Annotated in this window: 22 protein-coding genes; 18 read left to right on the forward strand and 4 right to left on the reverse strand. The window is 64.1% G+C overall.

Annotated elements, in window-relative coordinates:
- Positions 1 to 16: 16 nt before the first annotated feature.
- The 7 genes from ACOZKU_RS26230 to era all read left to right on the forward strand — a co-directional run bounded on the left by ACOZKU_RS26230 (position 17) and on the right by era (position 6,200).
- Positions 17 to 2,248 carry a bifunctional (p)ppGpp synthetase/guanosine-3',5'-bis(diphosphate) 3'-pyrophosphohydrolase gene (locus ACOZKU_RS26230; protein ID WP_314087737.1) on the forward strand — a complete coding sequence of 744 codons (2,232 nt, stop codon included), beginning with the start codon at positions 17 to 19 and terminating at the stop codon, positions 2,246 to 2,248.
- Between the two features lie 168 nt (positions 2,249 to 2,416).
- The gene (locus ACOZKU_RS26235) at positions 2,417 to 2,569 is read left to right on the forward strand and encodes a DUF3563 family protein (protein WP_117369271.1); all 153 of its coding nucleotides are present in this window, start codon (positions 2,417 to 2,419) and stop codon (positions 2,567 to 2,569) included.
- 152 nt (positions 2,570 to 2,721) lie between these two features.
- A complete protein-coding gene (locus ACOZKU_RS26240) occupies positions 2,722 to 3,285 on the forward strand; it encodes a DUF2062 domain-containing protein (protein ID WP_421581375.1) in 564 nt (187 codons plus the stop codon).
- Complete coding sequence (gene acpS, locus ACOZKU_RS26245) at positions 3,282 to 3,692, forward strand: holo-ACP synthase (protein ID WP_421581376.1); 411 nt, start codon at positions 3,282 to 3,284, stop codon at positions 3,690 to 3,692. Before ACOZKU_RS26240 ends, acpS begins: the two co-directional genes overlap by 4 nt.
- A 67-nt stretch (positions 3,693 to 3,759) precedes the next feature.
- Positions 3,760 to 4,530 carry a signal peptidase I gene (lepB, locus tag ACOZKU_RS26250; RefSeq protein ID WP_199564140.1) on the forward strand — a complete coding sequence of 257 codons (771 nt, stop codon included), beginning with the start codon at positions 3,760 to 3,762 and terminating at the stop codon, positions 4,528 to 4,530.
- Positions 4,527 to 5,246 carry a ribonuclease III gene (rnc, locus tag ACOZKU_RS26255; protein WP_421581377.1) on the forward strand — a complete coding sequence of 240 codons (720 nt, stop codon included), beginning with the start codon at positions 4,527 to 4,529 and terminating at the stop codon, positions 5,244 to 5,246. The genes lepB and rnc overlap by 4 nt, the downstream gene beginning before the upstream one ends.
- Positions 5,247 to 5,255: 9 nt before the next feature.
- On the forward strand, positions 5,256 to 6,200 hold the full coding sequence (gene era / locus ACOZKU_RS26260; protein WP_314087751.1) for a GTPase Era: 945 nt from the start codon (positions 5,256 to 5,258) through the stop codon (positions 6,198 to 6,200).
- Between the two features lie 181 nt (positions 6,201 to 6,381).
- Here the strand turns inward: era and ACOZKU_RS26265 are convergent, their stop codons facing one another.
- Positions 6,382 to 8,745 carry a putative bifunctional diguanylate cyclase/phosphodiesterase gene (locus tag ACOZKU_RS26265; RefSeq protein ID WP_421581378.1) on the reverse strand — a complete coding sequence of 788 codons (2,364 nt, stop codon included), beginning with the start codon at positions 8,743 to 8,745 and terminating at the stop codon, positions 6,382 to 6,384.
- Positions 8,732 to 9,781 (reverse strand): polyamine ABC transporter substrate-binding protein, encoded by a 1,050-nt coding sequence (locus ACOZKU_RS26270; RefSeq protein WP_421581379.1) that lies wholly within the window; start codon positions 9,779 to 9,781, stop codon positions 8,732 to 8,734. Before ACOZKU_RS26270 ends, ACOZKU_RS26265 begins: the two co-directional genes overlap by 14 nt.
- Before the next feature lie 229 nt (positions 9,782 to 10,010).
- Between ACOZKU_RS26270 and ACOZKU_RS26275 the strand changes: the two genes are divergently transcribed.
- Both ACOZKU_RS26275 and bla read left to right on the forward strand, forming a co-directional pair.
- Entirely contained in the window at positions 10,011 to 12,320 is a 2,310-nt protein-coding gene (locus tag ACOZKU_RS26275; RefSeq protein ID WP_421581380.1) for a Tex family protein, read from the forward strand.
- A gap of 139 nt (positions 12,321 to 12,459) precedes the next feature.
- Entirely contained in the window at positions 12,460 to 13,353 is an 894-nt protein-coding gene (gene bla / locus ACOZKU_RS26280) for a BKC/GPC family carbapenem-hydrolyzing class A beta-lactamase (RefSeq protein WP_421581381.1), read from the forward strand.
- A 32-nt stretch (positions 13,354 to 13,385) separates the two neighbouring features.
- Here bla and ACOZKU_RS26285 read toward each other — a convergent pair whose 3' ends face one another.
- Entirely contained in the window at positions 13,386 to 13,709 is a 324-nt protein-coding gene (locus ACOZKU_RS26285) for a metalloregulator ArsR/SmtB family transcription factor (protein ID WP_314087765.1), read from the reverse strand.
- 70 nt (positions 13,710 to 13,779) lie between these two features.
- On the opposite strand from ACOZKU_RS26285, the gene ACOZKU_RS26290 reads away from it, so the two are divergent.
- Both ACOZKU_RS26290 and ACOZKU_RS26295 read left to right on the forward strand, forming a co-directional pair.
- Positions 13,780 to 14,268 carry an SRPBCC domain-containing protein gene (locus ACOZKU_RS26290; protein WP_421581382.1) on the forward strand — a complete coding sequence of 163 codons (489 nt, stop codon included), beginning with the start codon at positions 13,780 to 13,782 and terminating at the stop codon, positions 14,266 to 14,268.
- An 11-nt stretch (positions 14,269 to 14,279) separates the two neighbouring features.
- Positions 14,280 to 14,642 (forward strand): hypothetical protein, encoded by a 363-nt coding sequence (locus tag ACOZKU_RS26295; RefSeq protein ID WP_421581383.1) that lies wholly within the window; start codon positions 14,280 to 14,282, stop codon positions 14,640 to 14,642.
- A gap of 3 nt (positions 14,643 to 14,645) precedes the next feature.
- Here ACOZKU_RS26295 and ACOZKU_RS26300 read toward each other — a convergent pair whose 3' ends face one another.
- Positions 14,646 to 15,356: a L,D-transpeptidase gene (locus tag ACOZKU_RS26300; RefSeq protein WP_314087771.1), complete on the reverse strand. Its 711-nt coding sequence runs from the start codon at positions 15,354 to 15,356 to the stop codon at positions 14,646 to 14,648.
- 209 nt (positions 15,357 to 15,565) lie between these two features.
- On the opposite strand from ACOZKU_RS26300, the gene recO reads away from it, so the two are divergent.
- The 7 genes from recO (at position 15,566) to vapC (ending at position 22,160) form a co-directional block, all read left to right on the forward strand.
- Complete coding sequence (gene recO, locus ACOZKU_RS26305) at positions 15,566 to 16,330, forward strand: DNA repair protein RecO (RefSeq protein WP_421581384.1); 765 nt, start codon at positions 15,566 to 15,568, stop codon at positions 16,328 to 16,330.
- On the forward strand, positions 16,327 to 16,836 hold the full coding sequence (locus ACOZKU_RS26310; protein WP_421581385.1) for a PaaI family thioesterase: 510 nt from the start codon (positions 16,327 to 16,329) through the stop codon (positions 16,834 to 16,836). The genes recO and ACOZKU_RS26310 overlap by 4 nt, the downstream gene beginning before the upstream one ends.
- A 159-nt stretch (positions 16,837 to 16,995) precedes the next feature.
- Positions 16,996 to 19,842 carry a DUF2339 domain-containing protein gene (locus ACOZKU_RS26315; RefSeq protein WP_421581386.1) on the forward strand — a complete coding sequence of 949 codons (2,847 nt, stop codon included), beginning with the start codon at positions 16,996 to 16,998 and terminating at the stop codon, positions 19,840 to 19,842.
- Between the two features lie 35 nt (positions 19,843 to 19,877).
- Complete coding sequence (locus tag ACOZKU_RS26320; protein WP_421581387.1) at positions 19,878 to 20,531, forward strand: HD domain-containing protein; 654 nt, start codon at positions 19,878 to 19,880, stop codon at positions 20,529 to 20,531.
- A 79-nt stretch (positions 20,532 to 20,610) separates the two neighbouring features.
- Positions 20,611 to 21,456, forward strand: coding sequence for an MOSC domain-containing protein (locus ACOZKU_RS26325; RefSeq protein ID WP_421581388.1), 846 nt, complete (start codon positions 20,611 to 20,613; stop codon positions 21,454 to 21,456).
- Between the two features lie 72 nt (positions 21,457 to 21,528).
- Positions 21,529 to 21,762 carry a type II toxin-antitoxin system VapB family antitoxin gene (gene vapB / locus ACOZKU_RS26330; protein WP_421581389.1) on the forward strand — a complete coding sequence of 78 codons (234 nt, stop codon included), beginning with the start codon at positions 21,529 to 21,531 and terminating at the stop codon, positions 21,760 to 21,762.
- Positions 21,762 to 22,160: a type II toxin-antitoxin system tRNA(fMet)-specific endonuclease VapC gene (gene vapC / locus ACOZKU_RS26335; protein WP_421581390.1), complete on the forward strand. Its 399-nt coding sequence runs from the start codon at positions 21,762 to 21,764 to the stop codon at positions 22,158 to 22,160. The genes vapB and vapC overlap by 1 nt, the downstream gene beginning before the upstream one ends.

Below are 22,160 nucleotides of genomic sequence, written 5' to 3' on the forward strand. Positions count from 1 at the left end.
AGGGAGCCGATCGAGAATGATGCGCCAATATGAACTCGTCGAACGGGTTCAGAAGTACAAGCCCGACGTCAACGAGGCCCTGCTGAACAGGGCCTATGTCTATGCGATGCAGAAGCACGGGCAGCAGAAGCGGGCGAGCGGCGATCCCTATATTTCCCATCCCCTCGAAGTCGCCGCCATCCTGACCGACATGCGCCTCGACGAATCGACGATCGCGGTCGCCCTGCTGCACGACACGATCGAGGACACCAGCGCGACGCGCGGCGAAATCGACGAACTGTTCGGCGAGGATATTGGCGCGCTGGTCGAGGGCCTCACCAAGATCAAGAAGCTCGATCTGGTTTCCAAGAAGGCCAAGCAGGCGGAGAACCTGCGCAAGCTCTTGCTTGCGATTTCCGACGACGTGCGCGTGCTGCTCGTCAAGCTCGCCGACCGGCTGCACAACATGCGCACGCTGGATCATATGACGCCGGAAAAGCGCGCCCGCATCTCCGAGGAGACGATGGATATCTATGCGCCGCTCGCCGGCCGCATGGGCATGCAGGACATGCGCGAGGAGCTGGAAAACCTCTCCTTCCGCCATATCAATCCGGAAGCCTTCGAGACCGTCACGAAGAAGCTGGAGGAGCTTTCGCGCCGCAACGAAGGCCTCATCCGCAAGATCGAGGACGAGCTGCGCGAATTGCTGGTGGTCAACGGTCTCGACGACGCGCTCGTCAAGGGACGGCAGAAGACGGTCTATTCGGTCTTTCGCAAGATGCAGTCTAAGTCGCTGTCCTTTGAACAGCTCTCCGACGTTTACGCCTTCCGCATCCTCGTGGATGACGTCCCGGCCTGTTACGCCGCGCTCGGCATCGTGCACACGCGCTGGCGCGTCGTGCCGGGCCGCTTCAAGGACTATATCTCGACGCCAAAGCAGAACGACTACCAGTCGATCCACACCACCATCGTCGGCCCCTCGCGCCAGCGTATCGAGCTGCAGATCCGCACCAAGCGCATGCACGAGATCGCCGAATACGGTATCGCGGCGCATTCGCTCTACAAGGACAAGGAAGTGGTGATCGGCGAAGTTCGCACGACCTCGCCGCGCTCCAATGCCTATGCCATGCTGCGTCGGACGATCGAGGCGCTGGCCGAAGGCGACAACCCGGAGGAGTTCCTCGAGCATACCAAGCTCGAACTCTTCCAAGACCAGGTCTTCACCTTCACGCCGAAGGGCCAGCTGATCACGCTGCCGCGCGGCGCCACCCCTATCGATTTCGCCTATGCCGTGCACACCAATGTCGGTGATACCTGCGTCGGGGCCAAGATCAACGGCCGCATCATGCCGCTCGTGACACGTCTCTCCAACGGCGACGAGGTGGAGATCATCCGCTCCGGCATTCAGGTGCCGCCGCCGGCCTGGGAAGAGATCGTCGTCACCGGCAAGGCGCGCGCCGCCATTCGCCGCGCCACCCGCGCCGCCGTGCGAAAACAATATGCCGGCCTCGGCTATCGCATTCTGGAACGCACCTTCGACCGCGCCGGAAAATCCTTCTCGCGGGATGGCCTGAAGCCGGTGCTGCACCGGCTCGGCCAGAAGGATGTCGAGGACGCCATCGCGTCCGTCGGCCGCGGCGAACTGTCCTCGCTCGACGTGCTGCGCGCCGTCTTCCCGGATTACCAGGACGAGCGCGTGACCGTGAAGCCCAACACGGAGGAGGGCTGGTTCAACATGCGCAGCGCCGCCGGCATGGTCTTCAAGCTGCCTGGCAAGGCGAAATCCGCACTGGAGGGCGCAGAGACCGAAACCGGCCCCGAAGCCCTGCCGATCCGCGGCCTCTCCGGCAATGCCGAGGTGCATTTCTCCGCCGGCGGCGCCGTGCCGGGCGATCGTATCATCGGGATCATGGAGAAGGACAAGGGCATCACGATCTACCCCATCCAGTCGCCGGCGCTGCAGAAGTTCGACGACGAGCCCGAACGCTGGATCGACGTGCGCTGGGATCTCGACGAGGCCAACAACACCCGTTTCATGGCGCGCATCATGATCAACGCGCTGAACGAACCGGGCACGCTCGCCGAAGTCACCCAGACGATCGCCACCAGCGACGTCAACATCCGCTCCATGTCGATGACGCGGGTGGCGACGGACTTCACCGAGGTGCACATCGATCTCGAGGTCTGGGATCTCCGCCAGCTGAACCAGTTGATGGGCCAGCTCAAGGAGCTTCAGTGCGTCTCGACGATCAGCCGCGTGTTTACATGACAGTTTCCATGCAAAAATGTGGCATCCTGCCTTGAATAAGGCAGGATTGCCCAAGATTTGACCAGTCGTTATGCGCCTTATGCATGGCTGTATTGGAATAGTGTCGCTGGTGCCTTTGGGTGTCTCATCCTATCTTCTGCGTCGGGAGGTAACCGAAAGAGGTTTACCATGTTGAAGCAGATCAAGAACTTCGCCCGCGCCCTGCGTGTACCGAACTCCGAAGAGCGCGAAATCGCCTATCTCAATGGCGCCATCGACCGGATCGACCTGGAATATCGCCAGCGTCAGATCGACCGCGGCCTGTTCCGCAAGTCTTTCTAAATCTTGAGATCGAGTGGCGCACAGGGTGCGCCACGGCCGCCCGTGGCGCCATGATGGTCGCCCGTCGGCGCCCCATGTCGGCGCCATTGAAATGCCACTAACGGATCGGCTATGTCTTGGGCATGTTGTTCAGACGCCGAAAAAAGGCCTCGATGGCCGACCGGTTGCGCGAATTCTTCTGGCCGCGCAAGGGGTTGACGCGTCCGGCGCGCTACCTTGCCAAGCGAATCCTGCGCCTGTCCGCGTCGCCGCATGCGGTGGCCGCAGGTGTTGCCGCCGGCATATTCTCCGCCTTCACGCCGCTCCTGGGCTTCCATATCATTCTGGCCATGGCGCTCGCCTATCTGATGGCCGGCAACCTGCTGGCCGCAGGGCTTGCCACGACCATCGCCAATCCGCTCACCATTCCGCTGATTGCGCTCGCGACCTTCCGGGTCGGCGAGGCCCTTCTCGGCATCACCTCCAGCGAGGCGGTGACGGCAGCTGAACTCTTCCACCGGCTGGAGCACCTTCAGCTGTCCGAACTCTGGCAGCCCGTCCTGAAGCCGATGCTTGCCGGTGCCGGTCTTCTCGGCCTCGTGACGGCCGCCATCGGCTATGGCGTGACGCGCTTTGCCGTGCGCTCCTTCAAGGCGCGGCGTCATGCGCGCCTCCTGCAGCGCGCCGGGCTTTCCCCGACCCGCACCGCCCTTTCCCCCGGAGAAACAACCCTATGATCATCGGCATCGGCAGCGACCTCATCGACATCCGCCGGGTGGAGAAGTCGCTGGAGCGCTTCGGCACGCGGTTCACCGATCGCTGCTTCACCGAGATCGAGCGGACGAAATCCGACGGGCGCAAGAACCGCGCGGCCTCCTATGCCAAGCGCTTCGCCGCCAAGGAGGCCTGTTCTAAGGCGCTTGGAACGGGCCTGGCGCAGGGCGTGTTCTGGAAGGACATGGGCGTCGTCAACCTGCCGGGCGGCAAGCCGACGATGAAGCTGACGGGCGGGGCGCTGGAACGGCTGAAGCAGATGCTTCCCGCGGGCCATGAGGCCCGCATCCACATCACCATCACCGACGACTTTCCGCTGGCCCAGGCTTTCGTGATCATCGAAGCGCTGCCGTCTGCAACGCCCGGATAACCGGATCCCCGCGTCTTTTTGACCGACGCGATTTCCAACAGACAACCTTTCCTCTATAGAGGGCCAAATGTTCGCAAATAAGGAAAAGTCCGGCGTGGCAGAGAAGACAGAAAAGGCCGAAGGCGGCCTGTGGGAAAACGTCAAGGTCATCATCCAGGCGCTGCTGCTTGCCGTGGTGATCCGCACGGTGCTCTTCCAGCCCTTCACGATCCCGTCCGGCTCCATGATGCCGACGCTGCTCGTCGGCGATTACCTCTTCGTCAACAAGTTCTCCTACGGCTATTCGAAATATTCGCTGCCGTTCTCGCCGAACCTGTTTTCCGGCCGCATTTTTGCGAGCGAGCCGAAGCGCGGCGACATCGTCGTCTTCCGCTTCCCGCCGAACCCGGATATCGACTACATCAAGCGCCTCGTCGGCCTGCCGGGTGACCGCATCCAGGTCAAGGATAGCGAACTCTATGTCAACGGCGTCGCCGTGCCGCGCGAGCACAATGGCTTCTTCCGCGCCGACGACCAGTACGATACCGGCGAGGACGTTCCGGTCTTCCGCGAAACGCTCGACAACGGCGTGACCTACGACACGCTCGACACGCGCCCCGGTACGGTCGGCGACAACACGCGCGAATTCATCGTGCCCGAAGGCCATTATTTCATGATGGGCGACAACCGCGACAACTCGGCAGACAGCCGTTTCGACGTCGGTTTCGTGCCGGCCGAGAACCTGATCGGCCGCGCCAGCCTGATCTTCTTCTCGCTCGGCCATGACACGTCCTTCAGCGAAATCTGGAAGTGGCCGACGAACCTGCGTTGGGACCGCCTGTTCAAGGTCGTTGAATGAAGGGCGCCATTCCGCTGAACGACGTTAACCGCAAGGCTCTCGAAGACCTGATCGGCTACGCCTTCACCGACAAGGACCGTCTCGACCGGGCGATCACGCATGCGAGCGCCCGGCCGGGAAAAGGCAGCAACTACGAACGGCTCGAATTCCTCGGCGACCGCGTGCTCGGGCTCTGCGTCGCCGAGATGCTGTTCCGCACCTTCCGCGATGCCAAGGAGGGCGAGCTTTCCGTTCGCCTGAACCAGCTGGTCAGCGCCGAAAGCTGCGCGGCGGTTTCCGACGACCTTGGCCTGCACCGCTTCATCCGCACCGGCGCGGATGTGAAAAAGCTCACCGGAAAAGCCATGCTGAATGTGCGCGCCGATGTGGTAGAGTCGCTGATCGCCGCGATCTATCTCGACGGCGGGCTGGAAGCCGCGCGCGGCTTCATCCTGCGCAACTGGGAGGGCAGGGCGGCCCGCGCGGAAGGCGCGCGGCGCGACGCCAAGACCGAATTGCAGGAATGGGCGCATGCCCGCTTCGGCCTGACGCCGAACTACAAGGTGGACGAACGCTCCGGCCCGGATCACGACCCGCGCTTCACCGTGACGGTGGAGATCAAGGGCGTGAAGCCGGAAACCGGCATCGACCGCTCGAAACGGGCCGCCGAACAGGCGGCCGCAACGAAGATTCTGGAACGCGAAGGCGTCTGGCCCAAGGGCAGCGGCGCGGAATAAACGGACATCATGACCGAAGAAACGAACATCCCCGCCGAGAATGGCGATACTGGCGCGGGCCCGACCCATTCGGGCTTCGTGGCGCTGATCGGCGCGACCAATGCCGGCAAGTCGACGCTGGTCAACCGCCTCGTCGGCGCCAAGGTGTCGATCGTCAGCCATAAGGTGCAGACGACGCGCGCCATCGTGCGCGGCATCGCCATTCACAACAATGCCCAGATCGTCTTCATGGACACGCCCGGCATCTTCAAGCCACGCCGCAGGCTCGACCGCGCCATGGTCACGACGGCCTGGGGCGGCGCCAAGGATGCCGACTTCATCATGTTCCTGATCGACAGCGAGCGCGGCCTGAAGGGCGACGCCGAGACGATCCTGGAAGGCCTGAAGGAAGTCCACCAGCCGAAGATCCTGGTGCTGAACAAGGTCGACCGCGTCAAGCCGGAAGACCTTTTGAAGCTGACGGCGGCCGTCAACGAGGTCGTCAAGTTCGAGCGCACCTTCATGATCTCGGCACTGAACGGCTCGGGCTGCGAAGACGTGATGGACTACCTCTCCGCCGCGCTGCCGGAGGGACCGTGGTACTATCCGGAGGATCAAATTTCCGACCTGCCGATGCGCCAACTCGCAGCGGAAATCACCCGCGAAAAACTGTTTCTGCGCCTCCATCAGGAGCTTCCCTATTCCTCGCATGTCGAGACGGAAAAGTGGGAAGAGCGCAAGGACGGCTCGGTGCGCATCGAACAGGTCATCTATGTCGAGCGCGACAGCCAGAAGAAGATCGCGCTCGGCAAGAACGGCGACGCGATCAAGGCGATCTCCACGGCATCCCGCAAGGAACTGTCTGAGATCCTCGAGCAGACCGTGCACCTCTTCCTCTTCGTGAAGGTGCGCGAGAACTGGGGCGACGACCCGGCCCGCTTCCGCGAAATGGGGTTGGATTTCCCGACGTCTTGAGAGTTTGGCGCGAGGATTAAGCCCCTCACCCTCACCCTCACCTTAACCCTCTCCCCGCAAGCGGGCAGAGGGGACTTGCCCTGTGAGCGGGCATTGGCGGGAGAAAACGGTGCGGCTTATCCCTTCGCCCCGCTTGCGGGGAGAAGGCGGCCTGCAGGCCGGATGAGGGGCTGGAATCCAACTACGCCCGCGCCCGACGCTCCGGGCTGTGCGCCGCATCGCGGGCCTTTTCCACCAATCGCTGCATGGCCCAGATGCCGAGGTCTTCGAGCGGCTGCGGTTTGCAGATGAGATAGCCCTGGTAGAAGTCGCAGCCGGCGGCGGCGAGCAGGCCCATCTTCTCCGTCGTATCGACACCTTCGGCGATCACCGACATGTCCTGGGCATGGCAGAGCGCCACGAGCGCGCGCAACGTCGGCAGGGCGGCCGAGCGGGTGAGGCTTTCCACCAGCTCGCGGTCGAGCTTGATGGTCTCGGCCGGGTACTCGATGATCTGCTGAACCGAGGTGTAACCGGCGCCGAAATCGTCGATCGAGATGCGGAAGCCGCGGCTGCGCAGGATTTCGATGTTGCGGCGCGACTGCTCGCCGAGCTTGACGGCGAAGGTCTCGGTCAGCTCGATCTCGATGACGCGCGGGTCGACGCGATGTCGGTCCGCGCAATCGCAGAAATGATCGCTGATCGACTTGGTGTAGAGCTCGGCCGAGGAGATGTTGATGCAGAGGATCGTTTCGGCGCCGAACAGCTTCTTGATCTGGCCGTATTCGGCCATCGCCCGGTCGATTACCCACCAGTCGATCTTGCTGAACAGGCCGGTCGTTTCGGCAATCGGGATGAACTCGTCCGGCGTCACGCGGCCGAGCACCGGGGAAGTCCAGCGCAGCAGCGCCTCGCAGCCCATCACCTTGCCGTGACCGTCGACGATGGGCATGTAGACGAGGTGGAATTCGCGGTCGGGATCGAGCACGCGCAGCTCTTCCTCGATGCGGCGCTGGCGGTTGCGCTTCTCGTGCAGCGAGCGGGAATAGCGCGCCGAGCCGTTCTTGCCCTGCGACTTCGCCTGGTACATGGCGGCATCGGCATTGGCGACGAGCTCGGGCAGGGTGCGGGCGTCCTCGGGATAGACGGCGATGCCGATGCTGGCGGTGACGGGATAGGCCTTGTCCAGCACCTCGAACCCTTCACCGAACAGCGCCAGGATCTGGTTCGATGTTTCCGTGATCGTGCCGCTGCCCGGCTGGCAGCGCAGCATGATGGCGAATTCGTCGCCGGAAAGGCGCGCGAACAGACCATCCGGCAGGCCACGTTCCCTGACGGCGCGCGCGACGATCGCCGAAATGCGGGCGGCGAGAACCTTTAGAAGCTCGTCGCCGATCTTGTGGCCGTGTTTGTCGTTGACGAATTTGAAGTTGTCCACATCGATGAAGAGAAGCGTGCAGCCGATATCCTCGGCTTCGGCCTCTTCGAGGATTTGCGTGGAGCGAATGTTGAAATATTCGCGATTGGAAATGCCCGTCAGCGTATCGGTCCACGAGGCATTGCGCACGAGATCGAAGGATTGCATCGAATGGTCGTGCAGGCGCTTGACGTTGGCCGACAGGCGGCCGATCTCGCCGGCCTCGTTCATGTCGGGCAGGGCGCTGCGGCTGCCGGTCATCACGTCGGTGAGCTGGCGGTCGAGGCGGGCGATGGGATTGGTGATGTAGCGGCGCACGAGGCCGAGCACGAGGATGATGGTGCACAGGCTGAGCGCGATGGCACCGAGCGCCAGCAGCGATTTCAGCGTCCAGAGCCGCTCATTCAGGAAGGTCGGATCCGGCGTCAGACGCGCGAAGAGCGAAGGGCTGAGCGTCGCGGTGGCCGACAGCGCGCCCTGGGCGAGAAGCTGGTGCTGGCCGATTTCGATCTGGGCACCGTATTCCTTCTCCAGCGCCCGCTTCATGTCGAGAAATAGCTTTGGCCTGACGGCGGTCTGCACCAGGATCGCGCCGTTCTTTGCGCTGGCGACGGGGCGGTTGAAGGTCAGCGGATCGATGAATTCCGAATGCACGATCAACGGCTCTAGGCCGTCGACATTGAGATAGCTCCAGGAGGACAGCCGCGGGCTCGCGATCACCTGGCGGGCATGCTCGACCTGCTGGCGCGTGATCTCGGCGAAGGGATCGTCGCTGTTTTCATAGTAGTAGTCGACCGTCAGCGGTGGGCGGATGATGGCGACCGAGATGAATTTCTTGCCGTCGTCGGAGAGCGAGGTGATGCTCTGCTGCAGGCGCACGCCCAGCGCATTCGAGCGATATGCGGCGTCCGGCTCGTTGACGAAAAGGCGCACGGCGCCGCCTTCGACGAGCGAATAGATCAGGCTGCGGTTCTGCGTCACCTCGTTCTGGAAGACGGCGGTCAGGAGGCCCATCTGCTGCCACAGGCGCGCGCGCTCCAGCCCGATGACCGAGGCGCTCTGCACGTAATAGATCAGCGACGCCGCGAGCACGTAGCCGGCCAGGATGACGGGGAAAATGAGGGAGAGGGCGCGTTTACCGAGCGTCACTGATCTTGGCCAGACTGCTGATGATGCGGCGGCGGGCCTGCACCGATTGCACGGTCAGCTCCTCCTGAAACTGGCTTTTGGCCAGGATTTCCGGTGCGGCATAGATTTCGGGATTGGAGCGCATGTCTTCCGGCAGCAGTGCCAAAGCGGCGGTGCTGGCGGTCGGCATGTTGAGTTTGATGGCGTTGCGGGCGCCGTTCTTGGCATTGCTGATATAATCGACCAGCTTGAGCGCGAGATCCTTGTTTTGCGAGCGCGCGCTGACGGAAACGCAGTCGAGCCAGGAGAGCGTGCCTTCCTTCGGCACGACATAGCGCCAGAGACCGGGCGAAGAGACCTTGTCGTTCAGCGTGTACTGGTCGCCGCTATAGCCGAGCGCCATCCAGATGTTCGGCCCCTTGTCGGCGTTCTGGATGGAGGTGATGACATAATCGTAGGTGAGCACATAGGGCACCTGCGCCTTCATCAGCTCATAGGCCGCCTTCAGCGTTTCGTTGTCATTGGCGTTGACGGACTTCCCGAGCAGCGCCAGCGGTGCAACGAAGGCCTCGGCATGGTCGTCATACATGGCGATGTGGCCGCGCAGGCTCTCTGCGGGCTTCATCATGTCGGCCCAGGAGGTGGGCGGCGTCGTGATCTTGTCCGAGCGGTAGAGGATGCCCATCGTGCCCCAGAGATAGGGCACGCCGAAGCCGCCGCAGCGTTTCGTCCAGCTGTCGGCATAGTCCTTCAGCGACGGCACCATCTGGCTGTCCAGCGCCATGATGACGCCGCGGTTGCCATAGAGCCGTGCGCCGTTCTCGTTGGTGAGAACCACGTCGACATTGCTGTTGGGATCGGCAAGGATTTCGTCGCGCGCGTCGCCGCTGTCGTAGAAGGTTTGGCGGACCTCGACGCCCGTCTCGACCGAGAAATCCTTGAGGATCTGCGTGTCGATATAGGATTCCCAGATGAGCAGGTTGAGCGTGGCCGCGCCCGCGGGAGCAGCCGTGGCGAAGGCCGTCAGTGAGACTGCTGCAAAGAATGCGCCGCGCATGCCGAAGGCCCCGTTTCCCCTACGGGGACAAGATAGGCGGCAAGGCTTTATGAAGCGTTACAACCGGTAAGCTCCTGTTTCTGTCCGCTCAACCCTGATGCGCTTCTGCGCCTTCGGCAAGGCCGTGATATATGTTGTGGACGTGGCGACGGCCCATCCCCCCTGCGATTGGCCTGTTTGCGGCCGCGCACTATGGTCGCCGCCCGCTTGCCAGCCAGAGGAGTTCATCATGGCCCCGACACCGCAGAAGATCGCAAACCTGATCGCATCCGAGATCAAGGCGAGCGCCGCGCAGGTTTCCGCCGCCGTCGGGCTCTTGGACGAGGGGGCGACGGTGCCCTTCATCGCGCGCTACCGCAAGGAAGTGACCGGCGGTCTCGACGACACGCAACTGCGCACGCTCTCCGAACGTCTGACCTATCTGCGCGAACTGGAAGCCCGCCGCGCCTCGATCCTCGACAGCGTCGCGGGGCAGGGCAAGCTGACGGACGAGCTTGCCGGTAAGATCGCCGCCGTGATGACGAAAGCCGAGCTCGAGGACATCTACCTGCCCTACAAGCCGAAGCGTCGCACCAAGGCGGAGATCGCCCGAGAGCGTGGCCTTGGGGGCCTTGCCGAGCAGATCCTTGCCGACCGCGCTTTGGTGCCGGCGGAGCTGGCCGAAACATTCCTCTCGGCCGAGGTGCCGGATGTGAAAGCGGCGCTGGAAGGCGCGCGCGACATCGTTGCTGAACAGCTGACGGAAAATGCCGATCTCCTGAAGCGCCTGCGCGAATACATGAAGGCAAATGCCTTCCTGCGCTCGCGCGTGGTCGAGGGCAAGCAGGAGGCCGGCGCGAAGTTTTCCGATTATTTCGACCATACCGAGCGCTGGGCGACCGTGCCCGGCCACCGGGCGCTCGCGATGCTGCGCGGCTGGAACGAGGAGTTCCTGTCGGTCGATATCGTCGTCGATCAGGACAGCACCGAGCCGGTCAAGCCGGTCGAGCGCATCATCGCCTCCTTCTATGCGGTCGGCACGAAGCCGGGCGACAAGTGGCTGGCCGAGGTCATCGGCTGGACCTGGCGCGTAAAGCTCTCCATGTCGCTGTCGCTCGACCTGATGCGCGAGATGCGCGAGCGTTCGGAGGAAGAGGCGATCCGCGTTTTCGCCCGCAACCTCAAGGACCTGCTGCTCGCCGCTCCCGCAGGAACGCGCGCCACGATGGGCCTCGATCCGGGCATCCGCACCGGCGTCAAGGTCGCCGTTGTCGACAATACCGGCAAGGTGGTCGAGACGACGACGGTCTATCCGTTCCCGCCGAAAAACGACGTGCGCGGCACGCAGGCCGAGCTTGCTTCTCTTATCCGCAAACACAAGGTCGAGCTGATCTCCATCGGCAACGGCACGGGCAGCCGTGAGACGGAAAAGCTGGTCGCCGACATGCTGGCGCAGCTTCCGGGCGCCAAGCCCACCAAGGTCATTGTTTCGGAAGCCGGCGCCTCGGTCTATTCGGCCTCGGAAACCGCAGCCGCCGAATTTCCGAACCTCGACGTCTCCCTGCGCGGCGCCGTCTCGATTGCGCGCCGCTTGCAGGATCCGTTGGCCGAGCTGGTGAAGATCGAGCCGAAATCGATCGGCGTCGGCCAGTACCAGCACGATGTCGACCAGGGCAAACTCTCCCGTTCGCTCGATGCCGTCGTGGAAGACGCGGTGAACGCCGTCGGTGTCGATCTCAACACGGCGTCCGCGCCGCTGCTCGCCCGTGTGTCCGGCCTTGGGAAATCGTCGGCGGAAGCGATCGTCGCGCATCGTGACGCCAACGGCCCCTTCGAGAGCCGCAAGGAACTGATGAAGGTCCCCCGCCTCGGCGCACGCACCTTCGAGCAGGCCGCCGGCTTCCTGCGCATTCCGAATGGAAAGGAGCCGCTCGACGCCTCCTCGGTGCACCCGGAAGCCTATGGCGTGGCGAAAAAGATCGTCGCCGCCTGCGGGCGTGACGTGCGTAGCCTGATGGGCGACAGCGCCGCACTGAAGCAGCTCGATCCCAAGGTTTTCGTCGATGAGCGCTTCGGCCTGCCGACGGTCAAGGACATTCTTGCCGAACTGGAAAAACCCGGCCGCGACCCGCGCCCGGAATTCAGAACCGCGACCTTCGCCGACGGTATCGACGACATCAAGGACCTGAAGGTCGGCATGCTTTTGGAGGGCACCGTCACCAACGTTGCCGCTTTCGGTGCCTTCGTCGATATCGGCGTGCATCAGGATGGCCTCGTGCATGTCTCGCAACTGGCCGACCGTTTCATCAAGGACCCGCATGAGGTGGTGAAGGCCGGTGATGTGGTGAAGGTGCGCGTGACGGAAGTGGATGTGCCGCGCAAGCGCATCGGTCTTACCATGCGCAAGGACGGCGGTGCGCCCGCCGACCGTGACAGCACCCAGCGCAACGACAGGAACACCCAGATGAAGCCGAAATTCAGCCAGGCTGCGCCCAAGCAGCAGGCCCCGTCGCAGGGGGCCTTCGGTGCGGCTTTCGCCGAGGCGCTGAAGAAGAAATAAGCCCTAGTTTTCCTAATGGCTGCCGGCAGAAATCGTCGTTTGTTTTGCCCCACCCCTTTGCGCATAGTCGCGCCATGGGCGGGCTCAAACGGGCCGGGCGCAAAACGCTCCGTGACCCGGCAGACAGGAAAATTGACCTATGACGATGACGATTTCACGCCGGCAGGCGATTGCCGGCGCTCTCCTTGCGATACCCGCTGTTTCGGTTCTGGCCGGCGCGGCAGGGGCGGCCTCCGGCGGCACGCCGCAAGAGCAGCTCGCCGAACTGGAAGCGCGCCACGACGGCCGCATCGGCGTTGCCATACATAATCTCGCGACGAACGCCCGGCTCGGCCACCGCGCCGACGAGCGCTTTCTGATGTGCAGCACCTTCAAGGCCCTGCTGGCCGGGCATATCCTCGCCCGCATCGACCGCAAGGACGAGGCGCTGGACCGCCGCATCGTCGTCAAGAAATCGGATCTCGTCGACTGGGCGCCGGTGGTAGAAAAGCGCGTCGGCGGCAAGGGCATCACGATTGCCGAACTCTGCGAGGCGACGATTACGCTCAGCGACAACGCCGCCGCCAACCTGTTGCTCGGCGCGTCGGGCGGCCCCAAGGCGGTTACGGCGTTCCTGCGCGGTTTCGGCGATGAGATCACCCGCCTCGACCGCACCGAGCCGACGCTCAACTATCATGAAACGCCTGACGACGAGCGCGACACGACCACTCCGGTCGCAATGACGGAGACGCTGCGCAAGCTGGTCTTCACGGATGTGCTTTCGCCGCGCTCCAAGGCCCAGCTTGCCGCCTGGCTCGTCATGAACAAGACGGGCGATACGCGGCTGCGCGCCGGCTTCCCGGCCGACTGGATGACCGGCGACAAGACCGGCACGAACGGCGACAAGGCCGGCAATGCCAATGACGTGGCGGTCGCCTGGTCGCCGAACCGCGGCGCCATCGTCGTTTCGGCCTTTGTCGAAATGCCCGGCATTTCCGGCGACGAGCGCAACGCACTCATCGCCGAAATCGGTCGCATCGCCGCCACCGTCTGATCTTTGCGGGGCGCTGCCGCAAGGGCGGCGCCTCAGCCTTCCAGTTCCCCCTTCAATGCCGAAAGCACGCTCATCGCGTGCCCCGCATATTGGCTGATCCAGCGGTCATGGATCGCCTGGATGGGGAGCGCGTTGAGGTGGTTCCAGCGCTCGCGGCCTTGCCTGCGGGGAATGATCAGGTCGGCCTCTTCCAGCACCTTCAGATGCTGCATCACCGTGCAGCGATCCATTTCCGGAAATTTTTCGCACAGCGCACCGGTGGTCAGCGGTGCGTGCTTGATCGCATCCAGCATCTGCCGCCGCTTTCCGTTGGCGAGCGCCTTGAAAACGGCATCCTCGGTCGATTCGCTTGACATGTTATATTTTTATAACGTATTTTGATCGGGTGCAAGACAGAGGAGGGCCATGCGCCCCAAGGAGGACGGCATGACGCTGGAATTTCGTGTGAACGGGCGGATCGGCAAACCGGTTGCCGAGGTTTTCGACGCGGTGGTCAATCCGAAGAAGCTGAGCGGTTATTTCACGACGATCGGCGGTGCGAGCGCGCCGCTTGTCGAAGGGACCACTGTGACTTGGTGGGGCATGGCGCCTGTCATCGTCGACAAGGTCGAGGAAAATGCCCTCATCGTCTTTCGCTGGGATGCGATGGTCGACGAAGGCGAGGACCCCTACAAGACTCGCGTCGAGATGCGCTTCAAGCCGCTCGACGACGGCGGCACGATGGTGACCATCGCCGAGACCGGCTGGCGCGAAAACGACCGTGGCCAGAAATCTTCCTACATGAACTGCGAGGGCTGGTCGCAGATGCTGGCCTGCATGAAGGCCTATGTGGAATATGGCATCAACCTGCGCGAGGGCTATTACCCAAGCGAACTCAAGGGTGTCGTGACCGCCGAGCAGGAAGATTTCACATGAGGGAGATGGCGATGAGCACGGAAATCAAAGGCGGCATCAACATCGCGATGAAGGTGCCGACGCATCAATACGCGGCAACCGTCGCCTTCTATCGCGATGTCGTCGGCCTGAAACCCTTCGAGGCGAAGGCGCCGGCCATCGGCTTCGAACTCGGCCCGAACCGGCTGTGGATCGACGAGGCGCCGAACTACAGCCAGGCCGAAGTCTGGCTCGAGCTTTTCACGCCCGACCATGCGGATGCACTTCACCATCTGGAGAAGAACGGCGCCGTGCGCTGCGACGCCGTCGAGGACCTGGGTGCGGGCTTCCGGGGCGGCTGGATCATGAATCCGGCCAATATCGTGCACATGGTGCGAGAGCCCGACGCCTGGTGATCCTTAAATAGCCGCCGGCGGCACGAGACCGTCGGCGGCCGCCATCGGCATGGTTTCGCTGGCCGGCGTCTGGTGCTGCAGCACGACGACGCGGCTGCCGGCCGGCACGCGGCTGTAGAGATCGATGATATCCTGGTTGAACAGCCGCACGCAGCCGCTCGACACGGCCTTGCCGATCGACCACGGCTCGGATGTGCCATGGATGCGGAACAGCGTGTCCTTGCCGTCCTTGTAGAGATAGAGCGCGCGCGGGCCGAGCGGGTTGGTCAGGCCCGGCTCCATGCCGCCGGCCCATTTCAGGTTCCGCTCCGGTTCGCGCTTGATCATGGTCGGCGTCGGCGTCCAGCGCGGCCATTCCGCCTTGCGGCCGATGCGCGCCGTGCCCTCGAATTCCAGTCCCGCCTTGCCGACGCCGATGCCGTAGCGCATCGCCATGCCGCCGTCCTGCACGAGATAGAGGAAGCGGTTCTGCGTATCGATGACGATGGTGCCGGCCGGCTCCATCGTCTGGTAGGCGACCTGCTGGCGGAAATATCTCGGGTTCACGCGGCTGATATCCATCGCCGGCAAGGGGAACCGCTCGTCGGGATGCGGTCCGTACATGGCGACATGCATGGGATCCGGCCCCTTCCTCTTCACCTCCATCGTGGTGGTGGCGCAGCCGGCCAACGTGGCGGCAAGGGCAAGAAGGGCAAGCGGGCGGAACACACACATCAAGACGGCACCTGTCATTTCGAAGTTCAAATCTGGCCTTTTCGGCCTTTGGCCGGTTCTTCGGGGGCAAAGCCGGCGTGGGCAGGGCGAGAAAAAAGCGAAACTGTGGCAAGGGCTTAGGTGTGGCCGATGCGCCACGCGTCGTTCCGACGCATGGACAGGAGTGCGCCGGCTTGCGGCGAACCGACGGACGGCGTAAGGCTTCCTCTATGCAATGGAGTGACGAGGCCATCGTTCTGGGCGTGCGGCGCCACGGCGAGACATCCGTGATCGTCGAGGTGATGACGCGCGAGCGCGGGCGCCATCTCGGCATGGTGCGCGGCGGCCGTTCGCGGACCATGCAGCCGGTGCTCCAGCCGGGCAATTCCGTCGATGTCACCTGGCGGGCAAGGCTCGACGAGCATCTCGGCGAGTTCCGCGTCGAGCCGCTCGAACTGCGCGCCGGCCGGCTGATGGAAACGGCGACCGCCGTCTACGGCGTGCAGGCCATGGCGGCGCTCTTGCGCTTCCTGCCGGAGCGCGATCCGCATCCGCATCTCTACGAAGCGCTCTCCGTCATCCTTGGCCACCTGCATGAGCCCGCCGATGCCGGCGAGCTGTTCATCCGCTTCGAGCTCGCCGTGCTGAACGATCTCGGCTTCGGCCTCGATCTGCTCGAATGCGTCGCGACGGGCGCGAAGGACGACCTCTGCTACGTCTCGCCGAAATCCGGCCGCGCCGTCTCCCGTGCCGCGGGCGCGCCCTGGGCGGAGAAGATGTTGGCCTTGCCCGCTTTCCTCGGCGATGAAAGCCGGCACGCAGCCGATGCCGCAGCCCTTGCCGATGGCTTCCGCCTGACGGCCTTTTTCCTCAACCGCCATGTCTGCGAACCGCGCGGGCTGGAGCTGGCCAATGCCCGCGAAGGCTTCGTGCAGGCGGCGCTGAAGGCGCTCGGCGGACCGAAAAACGATCAACCCGAAGAGGCGCATGCATGACGGTGGAAATCTATCCGGGGCTGACGGTCGGCGGCATCGGCACGCTGCCGCTCGACGTGGTGCAGCGTGACGGCGGCCTGAAGGTCCTGAAGGCGATGCTGTCGGGCGATCTGCCCGCACCCCCCATGTGCCGGACGCTCGCCTTCTCGATGCGGGAGGTGGAGGACGGCCGCGTCGTCTTCTCCGGCATGCCTTCTGCCGATCACCTCAACCCGCTCTGCACGGTGCATGGCGGCTGGACGGCGACGGTGATGGATTCCGCGCTCGGCTGCGCCGTCTTCTCCGTCATCAAACCGGGCGAGGCCTATACGACCATCGAATTCAAGCTGAACCTCGTGCGGCCCGTATTGCCCGGTATGGGCGAGGTGTTCTGCGAGGGAAAGATCGTCCATCGCGGCCGCACCATTGCCACCTCGGAAGCCTGGCTGCGTGACAGGAACGGCAAGCTTCTGGCGCACGGCACCGAAACCTGCGCCATCTTCCCCATCGAAAATCTCATGCGATAACGCAATCCCAGCAAAAGTGCGCAGCGGTTTTGCGTCCGGAATTGCGTGAAAACAAAGAACGAAGGTCCGAAGAGATCACCGCGCTGAAACGTAACCCCGTTTGGCGTTTGGATAAAACCGGGTAGTCTCGCCGCCCGGACTGTGCCTGCTGGAGACGTAATGCTCGAAATCCTTTCCCTGGTCGCGATCGGCCTCGCGCTCTATACCCTCAATGCCTCGCGCAACAGCGCGCAGAAAATCGGCGCAGAGGTGATGCGGCTGAAGGGTGAGATCGAGGCGCTGAAGGCGGGCGGCATCGCACTCCCAGCCACCGAAGCCGAATCGCTTGAAACCGCGCGTGAAGAGGCGTCGGACGAGCCTGCGTCGGCCGATTTCGCCAGCCCCTGGGCAGCGAAAAGCGGCGAGGCGGATGCAGGCCGCGCGATCTTCGGTGGTGAAACCTCCGCCGCGCCGGCCGAAGCCGTTGCCGCCAGCGAGGCGGCGGAAGAGGTTGTGGCCGCGCCCGCCGTCGCGCCGGCCAAGCCGAAGGAAAGTTTCGAAAGCCGCATCGGTGCGCGCTGGGCCGTCTGGGTGGGCGGTATCGCGCTGGCGCTCGGCGGCATCTTCATGGTGAAATATTCCATCGAAGCCGGCCTGCTGAGCCCCGCCGTGCGCCTGTCGCTGGCCGCCGCTTTCGGCCTGGTTCTGATGGCGGCGGGCGAATTCGTGCGCCGCCGCACCCAGCCGCTGATCGCCAATGCCTTCCAGAACGCCATGATCCCCGGCGTGCTGACGGCCGCCGGCGCCATCACGCTCTTCGCCGTCACCTACGTCTCCTACGAGTTCTACTTCTATATCGGCCCGGTCACGGCCTTCGTGCTGCTCGCCGCCGTCTCCTTCGCGACGATCGGCCTCTCGCTGCTGCACGGGCAGGCACTCGCCGGCCTCGGCCTCTTGGCCTCCATGCTGACGCCGGCACTGGTCGCGACGGAAGAGCCGAGCGCCTGGGGCCTGTTCGGCTTCCTCATCGTCGCCTGGCTTGCGACCTTTGCCGCCTCGCGCATCCGCCGCTGGCAGGTCGTGCCGGCGCTTGCCAATGCCGGCATGGCATTGTGGGCCGTGCTCTATCTCTCGCAGGGAAGCACCGTCGATGTGGTGCCGGCCCTCGTCGCGCTGCTGGTGCTCGCCGTCGGCCACGGCCTGATCTGGCCGGGGAGTGTTACGGCGGAAGACCTGCCGCAGCCCGTCGATGCCAAGCCGGCCGATGCGCTGGATCATCTGCTCACCCCGCCGGCCGTTGCCGTCTCGCTCACCGGCGCGCTCGCCATGACCTTTCCTGCACTGGTGCTCGCCAGTGCAGTTCCGGCGCTTGCCCATGCCGACTATGCTTTCGTTATCGTCGTCGTTGCGCTCGCCATTCTCGGCGCGTTGCGCGGCTGGGCGATTTATCCGGCGATCCTGTCTGCTGTCGCCGCCTTTGTCGGCGTGGTGACGATGGTCGGCCTGCCGGATCAAGGGCTGATCGATGGTTTCGGCAGTCTCGCGCTGCCAGCGGTGGAGGGCGTTATCCCCGCGCCGCCGATGGCGGAAAGCGTCTTGCCCGTGCCTGTCCTCGGTTCGGTGCCGGTCAATCTGCTGCTGATTCTCGCGGTTGCCTATGCTGCCGTCGGCCTCGTGGCGATACGCCTGCGCATGGCAGGCTCCAATGCGTTCGCGGCTCTCTGGAGTGTGCTTGCGCCGACAGTGCCCTTCGCGATACTCGCTATCAGCTTCTTCACCTTCGGCAACCTCTCCTTCGACGTTAAACACGGCCTTCTCGCCGCGCTGCTCGGCCTCGTCTTCTTCACCGCCGCGGAAGCCTTTTCGCGCGAAAAAGGAGAGGAGTATGGCCTCTTCCTGCCGCAATGGACGCTTTCCTCCGGCGGCTTCGCCTTCCTCGTTCTGGCGCTGCATGCCCTGACGGACGGCCTCGTGACCACGCTCGGCATCATCCTGCTCGGCACCATCGCCGTCTTCGCCACTCGCCTGCGCCGCTGGCCGGTGCTGCCCTGGCTGATGGCGGGTGCCGCCGCCGTCGTCGCCGGCCGCATCGCCTGGGAGCCCACGATCGTCGGTGCCGTGAACCTCTCGAAGACCCCCGTCTTCAACCAACTCCTCGCCGGCTACGGCATCCCCGCCGCACTTCTCGCGCTCTCGGCGTTCGAACTGCGCCGCTGGCCGGGCGAGCGCATCCGCAATCTCCTGCAGGCACTCGCCAGCCTCTTCCTGCTTCTGACGGCGGCGATCCTCGTGCGCCACGGCATGAATGGCGGCGTGCTCGACAGTTCCGTGCCGACGCTCGGCGAACAGGCGACCTACACGCTGCTCGTCATCGGCGCGTCCGCCATCATGATGTCGCTCGACCTGAAATCGCCAAGCCCGGTCTTCCGCTACGGCTCGATGGTCGTCGGCGGGCTCTCGGTGCTCTCGGTGCTGAGCGCCCATTTCATCGGCCTCAACCCGTATTTCACCGGCGAACTGCTCGGCAAATGGCCGGTGCTCGATCTTCTGCTCGTCGGCTACCTGCTGCCCGGCATCGCCTATGGCGGCCTGGCCTGGTATGCGCGCGGCCGCCGGCCGATGCCCTATGTCATCCTGCTCGCGCTCTCCGGCGTCGCGCTGGTCTTCGCCTGGGTCACGCTGTCGGTTCGCCGCTACTGGCACGGCGAGGGCATCGCGGACTGGAAGGGGTTCCTCCAGTCGGAGACCTACACCTATTCGGTGGTCTGGCTGCTGCTCGGCGTGCTGCTTCTGGCAGTCGGTTCGAAATTGGATTCCAAGAGCATCCGCCTTGCCTCCGCCGGCCTCGTTTTGATCGCGGTGGTAAAGGTCTTCCTGATCGATATGGCCAATCTCGAAGGCATCCTGCGTGCGCTCTCCTTCATCGGGCTTGGCGCAGTGCTGATCGGCATCGGCCTGTTCTACCAGAAAATCCTCTCGGGAAAGTCCGGGGCGGGTGAAAAGCCGGAATTGAACGCGGGGGCGTGACGGGGTAGGTCTGCGGCAATCGAAACGGATTGCCCATGTCCTTCACCTGCCTCGCCGCCGCCTTCACACCTCTGGGACCGCTCGCCGAGTGTCTGCTGCCGCAGGCCTTCGCCGCCGACGACGGCTCGCATGACGCCGCCCATCTCCTCCGCGTGTGGAAGAACGCCCGCCGCATCCAGGCGGAGGAGGGCGGAAACCCACGTCTTCTCGCCGCCGCCGTGCTGCTGCACGATTGCGTGGCGGTGGAGAAGAATTCGCCACTGCGCGCCAAGGCTTCGCGTCTTGCCGCCGAAAAAGCAGCCACGCTTTTGGCCGCCGAAGGCTGGAGCGATGCGGACGTGGCCGCCGTCAGCCATGCCATCCTCACCCACAGCTTCTCCGCCAATATCGCGCCCGAGACGCTGGAGGCGAGGATCGTGCAGGATGCCGACCGGCTCGATGCCATCGGCATGGTGGGTGCTGCACGCTGCTTCTACATTGCCGGGCGCATGGGCAGCGGTCTCTACGATCCCCTGGATCCGCTCGCCGAAAATCGCCCGCTCGACGACAAGGCCTTCGCTATCGATCATTTCGAGGTAAAGCTGTTCAAGCTGGCAGATGGCTTCCAGACGACGGCAGGCGCCCGCATGGCGCTGGAGCGCACAGAGCGCCTGCGCGCGATCCGCGACATGCTTCTGGATGAAATCTGAACGAAAACATGCTTTTGTGCCGCCGGATTGAATCGGCTCGGCAGAGCGTTGAATCAAAGTTTCAAGGAAGGGACGTGCGATGAAGATCGAGGGCCTCAACATTCACCCGCTGAAGAGCGGCCGGGCCATTCCCGTCGACAGCGCGACAGTGCGCCTCGACGGCCTCGCCGGCGACCGCCGCTTCATGATCGTCGAGCCAGACGGCCGCTTCATCACCCAGCGCGAATTGCAGGCGCTTGCCCGCATCGAGGCGACGGCGGTGGGCGAAAGCCTGCATCTCGAAATGGAGGGCCGCCAGCTCTTCGCGAGCTTCGAGCCGGAAGACCGCCTCGACGTCACCGTCTGGGACAGCCCCGTCAACGCCGCCGTCGCCGACGAGGCGGTCAATGACGTGCTGTCCGACTGGCTCGATCGTCCGGTCAAGCTCGTCCACATGGATGCGCTGGCGCACCGCGCCGAAGGTGAGGACTGGGCCGGCCAGCCGGCGCCCGTCGGTTTCGCCGATGGTTTCCCCATCCTCGTCACCACGACGGGCTCGCTGGCCGATCTCAACCGGACGCTGGCCGCCAAGGGCCAGGAGCCCGTCGGCATGGACCGCTTCCGCACCAACATCCTCGTCTCCTGCGACGATCCCTGGGAAGAGGATCTCTGGGAAGCGATCGAGATCAACGGAATCGTCTTCGACTTCGTCAAGCCCTGTGCCCGCTGCATCATGACCACGCAGGACCAGACGACCGGCGAACGCATCGGTGGCAATCCCATCCAGGGCCTCGCCGAGAAGCGCATGTCCGCCGACCGTCGGGTGCCCGGCGTGCTCTTCGGCTGGAACGCCGTACCGCGCAGCGAGGGCGAAATCCGCCTCGGCGATACGGTGCGCGTGACGAAGACGCGCTCCGAGCGCTGGCCGATGAAGGTGCGGGCCTAGCGGCGGAATCTTGCGGTTTCTGCGCTTTCGTCTTATGTATATCCCGTCGGGATATCACATGAGGAGCGGAGCATGGCCAATTCGACCGTTTTCATCAGCAACCGCAGCCAGGCTGTGCGTCTGCCGAAAGCCGTTGCTTTTCCTGCCGAGGTGCGTCAGGTCGACATCCTCAAGATCGGCCGCAGCCGCGTCATCGTCCCGCAGGGCCAGCGGTGGGACGATCTGTTCCTGAACGGTCCGCGGGTCAGCGGCGATTTCCTGAGCGAGAGGGTGCAGCCGACGGCGGAAGAACGCGAGACGTTCTGATGCTGGCCTATATGCTCGATACCAATATCTGCATCTATGTGATGAAGACCTATCCTCCAGCCGTGCGAGAAAAGTTCAATGCGCTGGCGGAGCAACTCTGCATATCGGGCATCACCCTTGGGGAGCTGCACTATGGCGCGGAGAAATCCGCCCGCCGTGCAGAAAACCTCACCGCGATCGAGCATTTCGTGGCGCGGCTGGAGGTCCTGCCGTTCGGTGACAAGGCGGCGGCGCATTACGGGCAGGTCCGTGCGGAACTGGAGCGGGCGAGCACGCCCTGTGGCCCGCACGATATGCAGATCGGCGGCCATGCCCGCAGCGAAGGGCTGATCGTCGTCACCAACAATCTCAGGGAATTCGCCCGCATGCCGGGGCTGCGGGCCGAGAACTGGCTGTAA

Source organism: Shinella sp. M31, assembly GCF_049199205.1.
Lineage (GTDB): Bacteria > Pseudomonadota > Alphaproteobacteria > Rhizobiales > Rhizobiaceae > Shinella.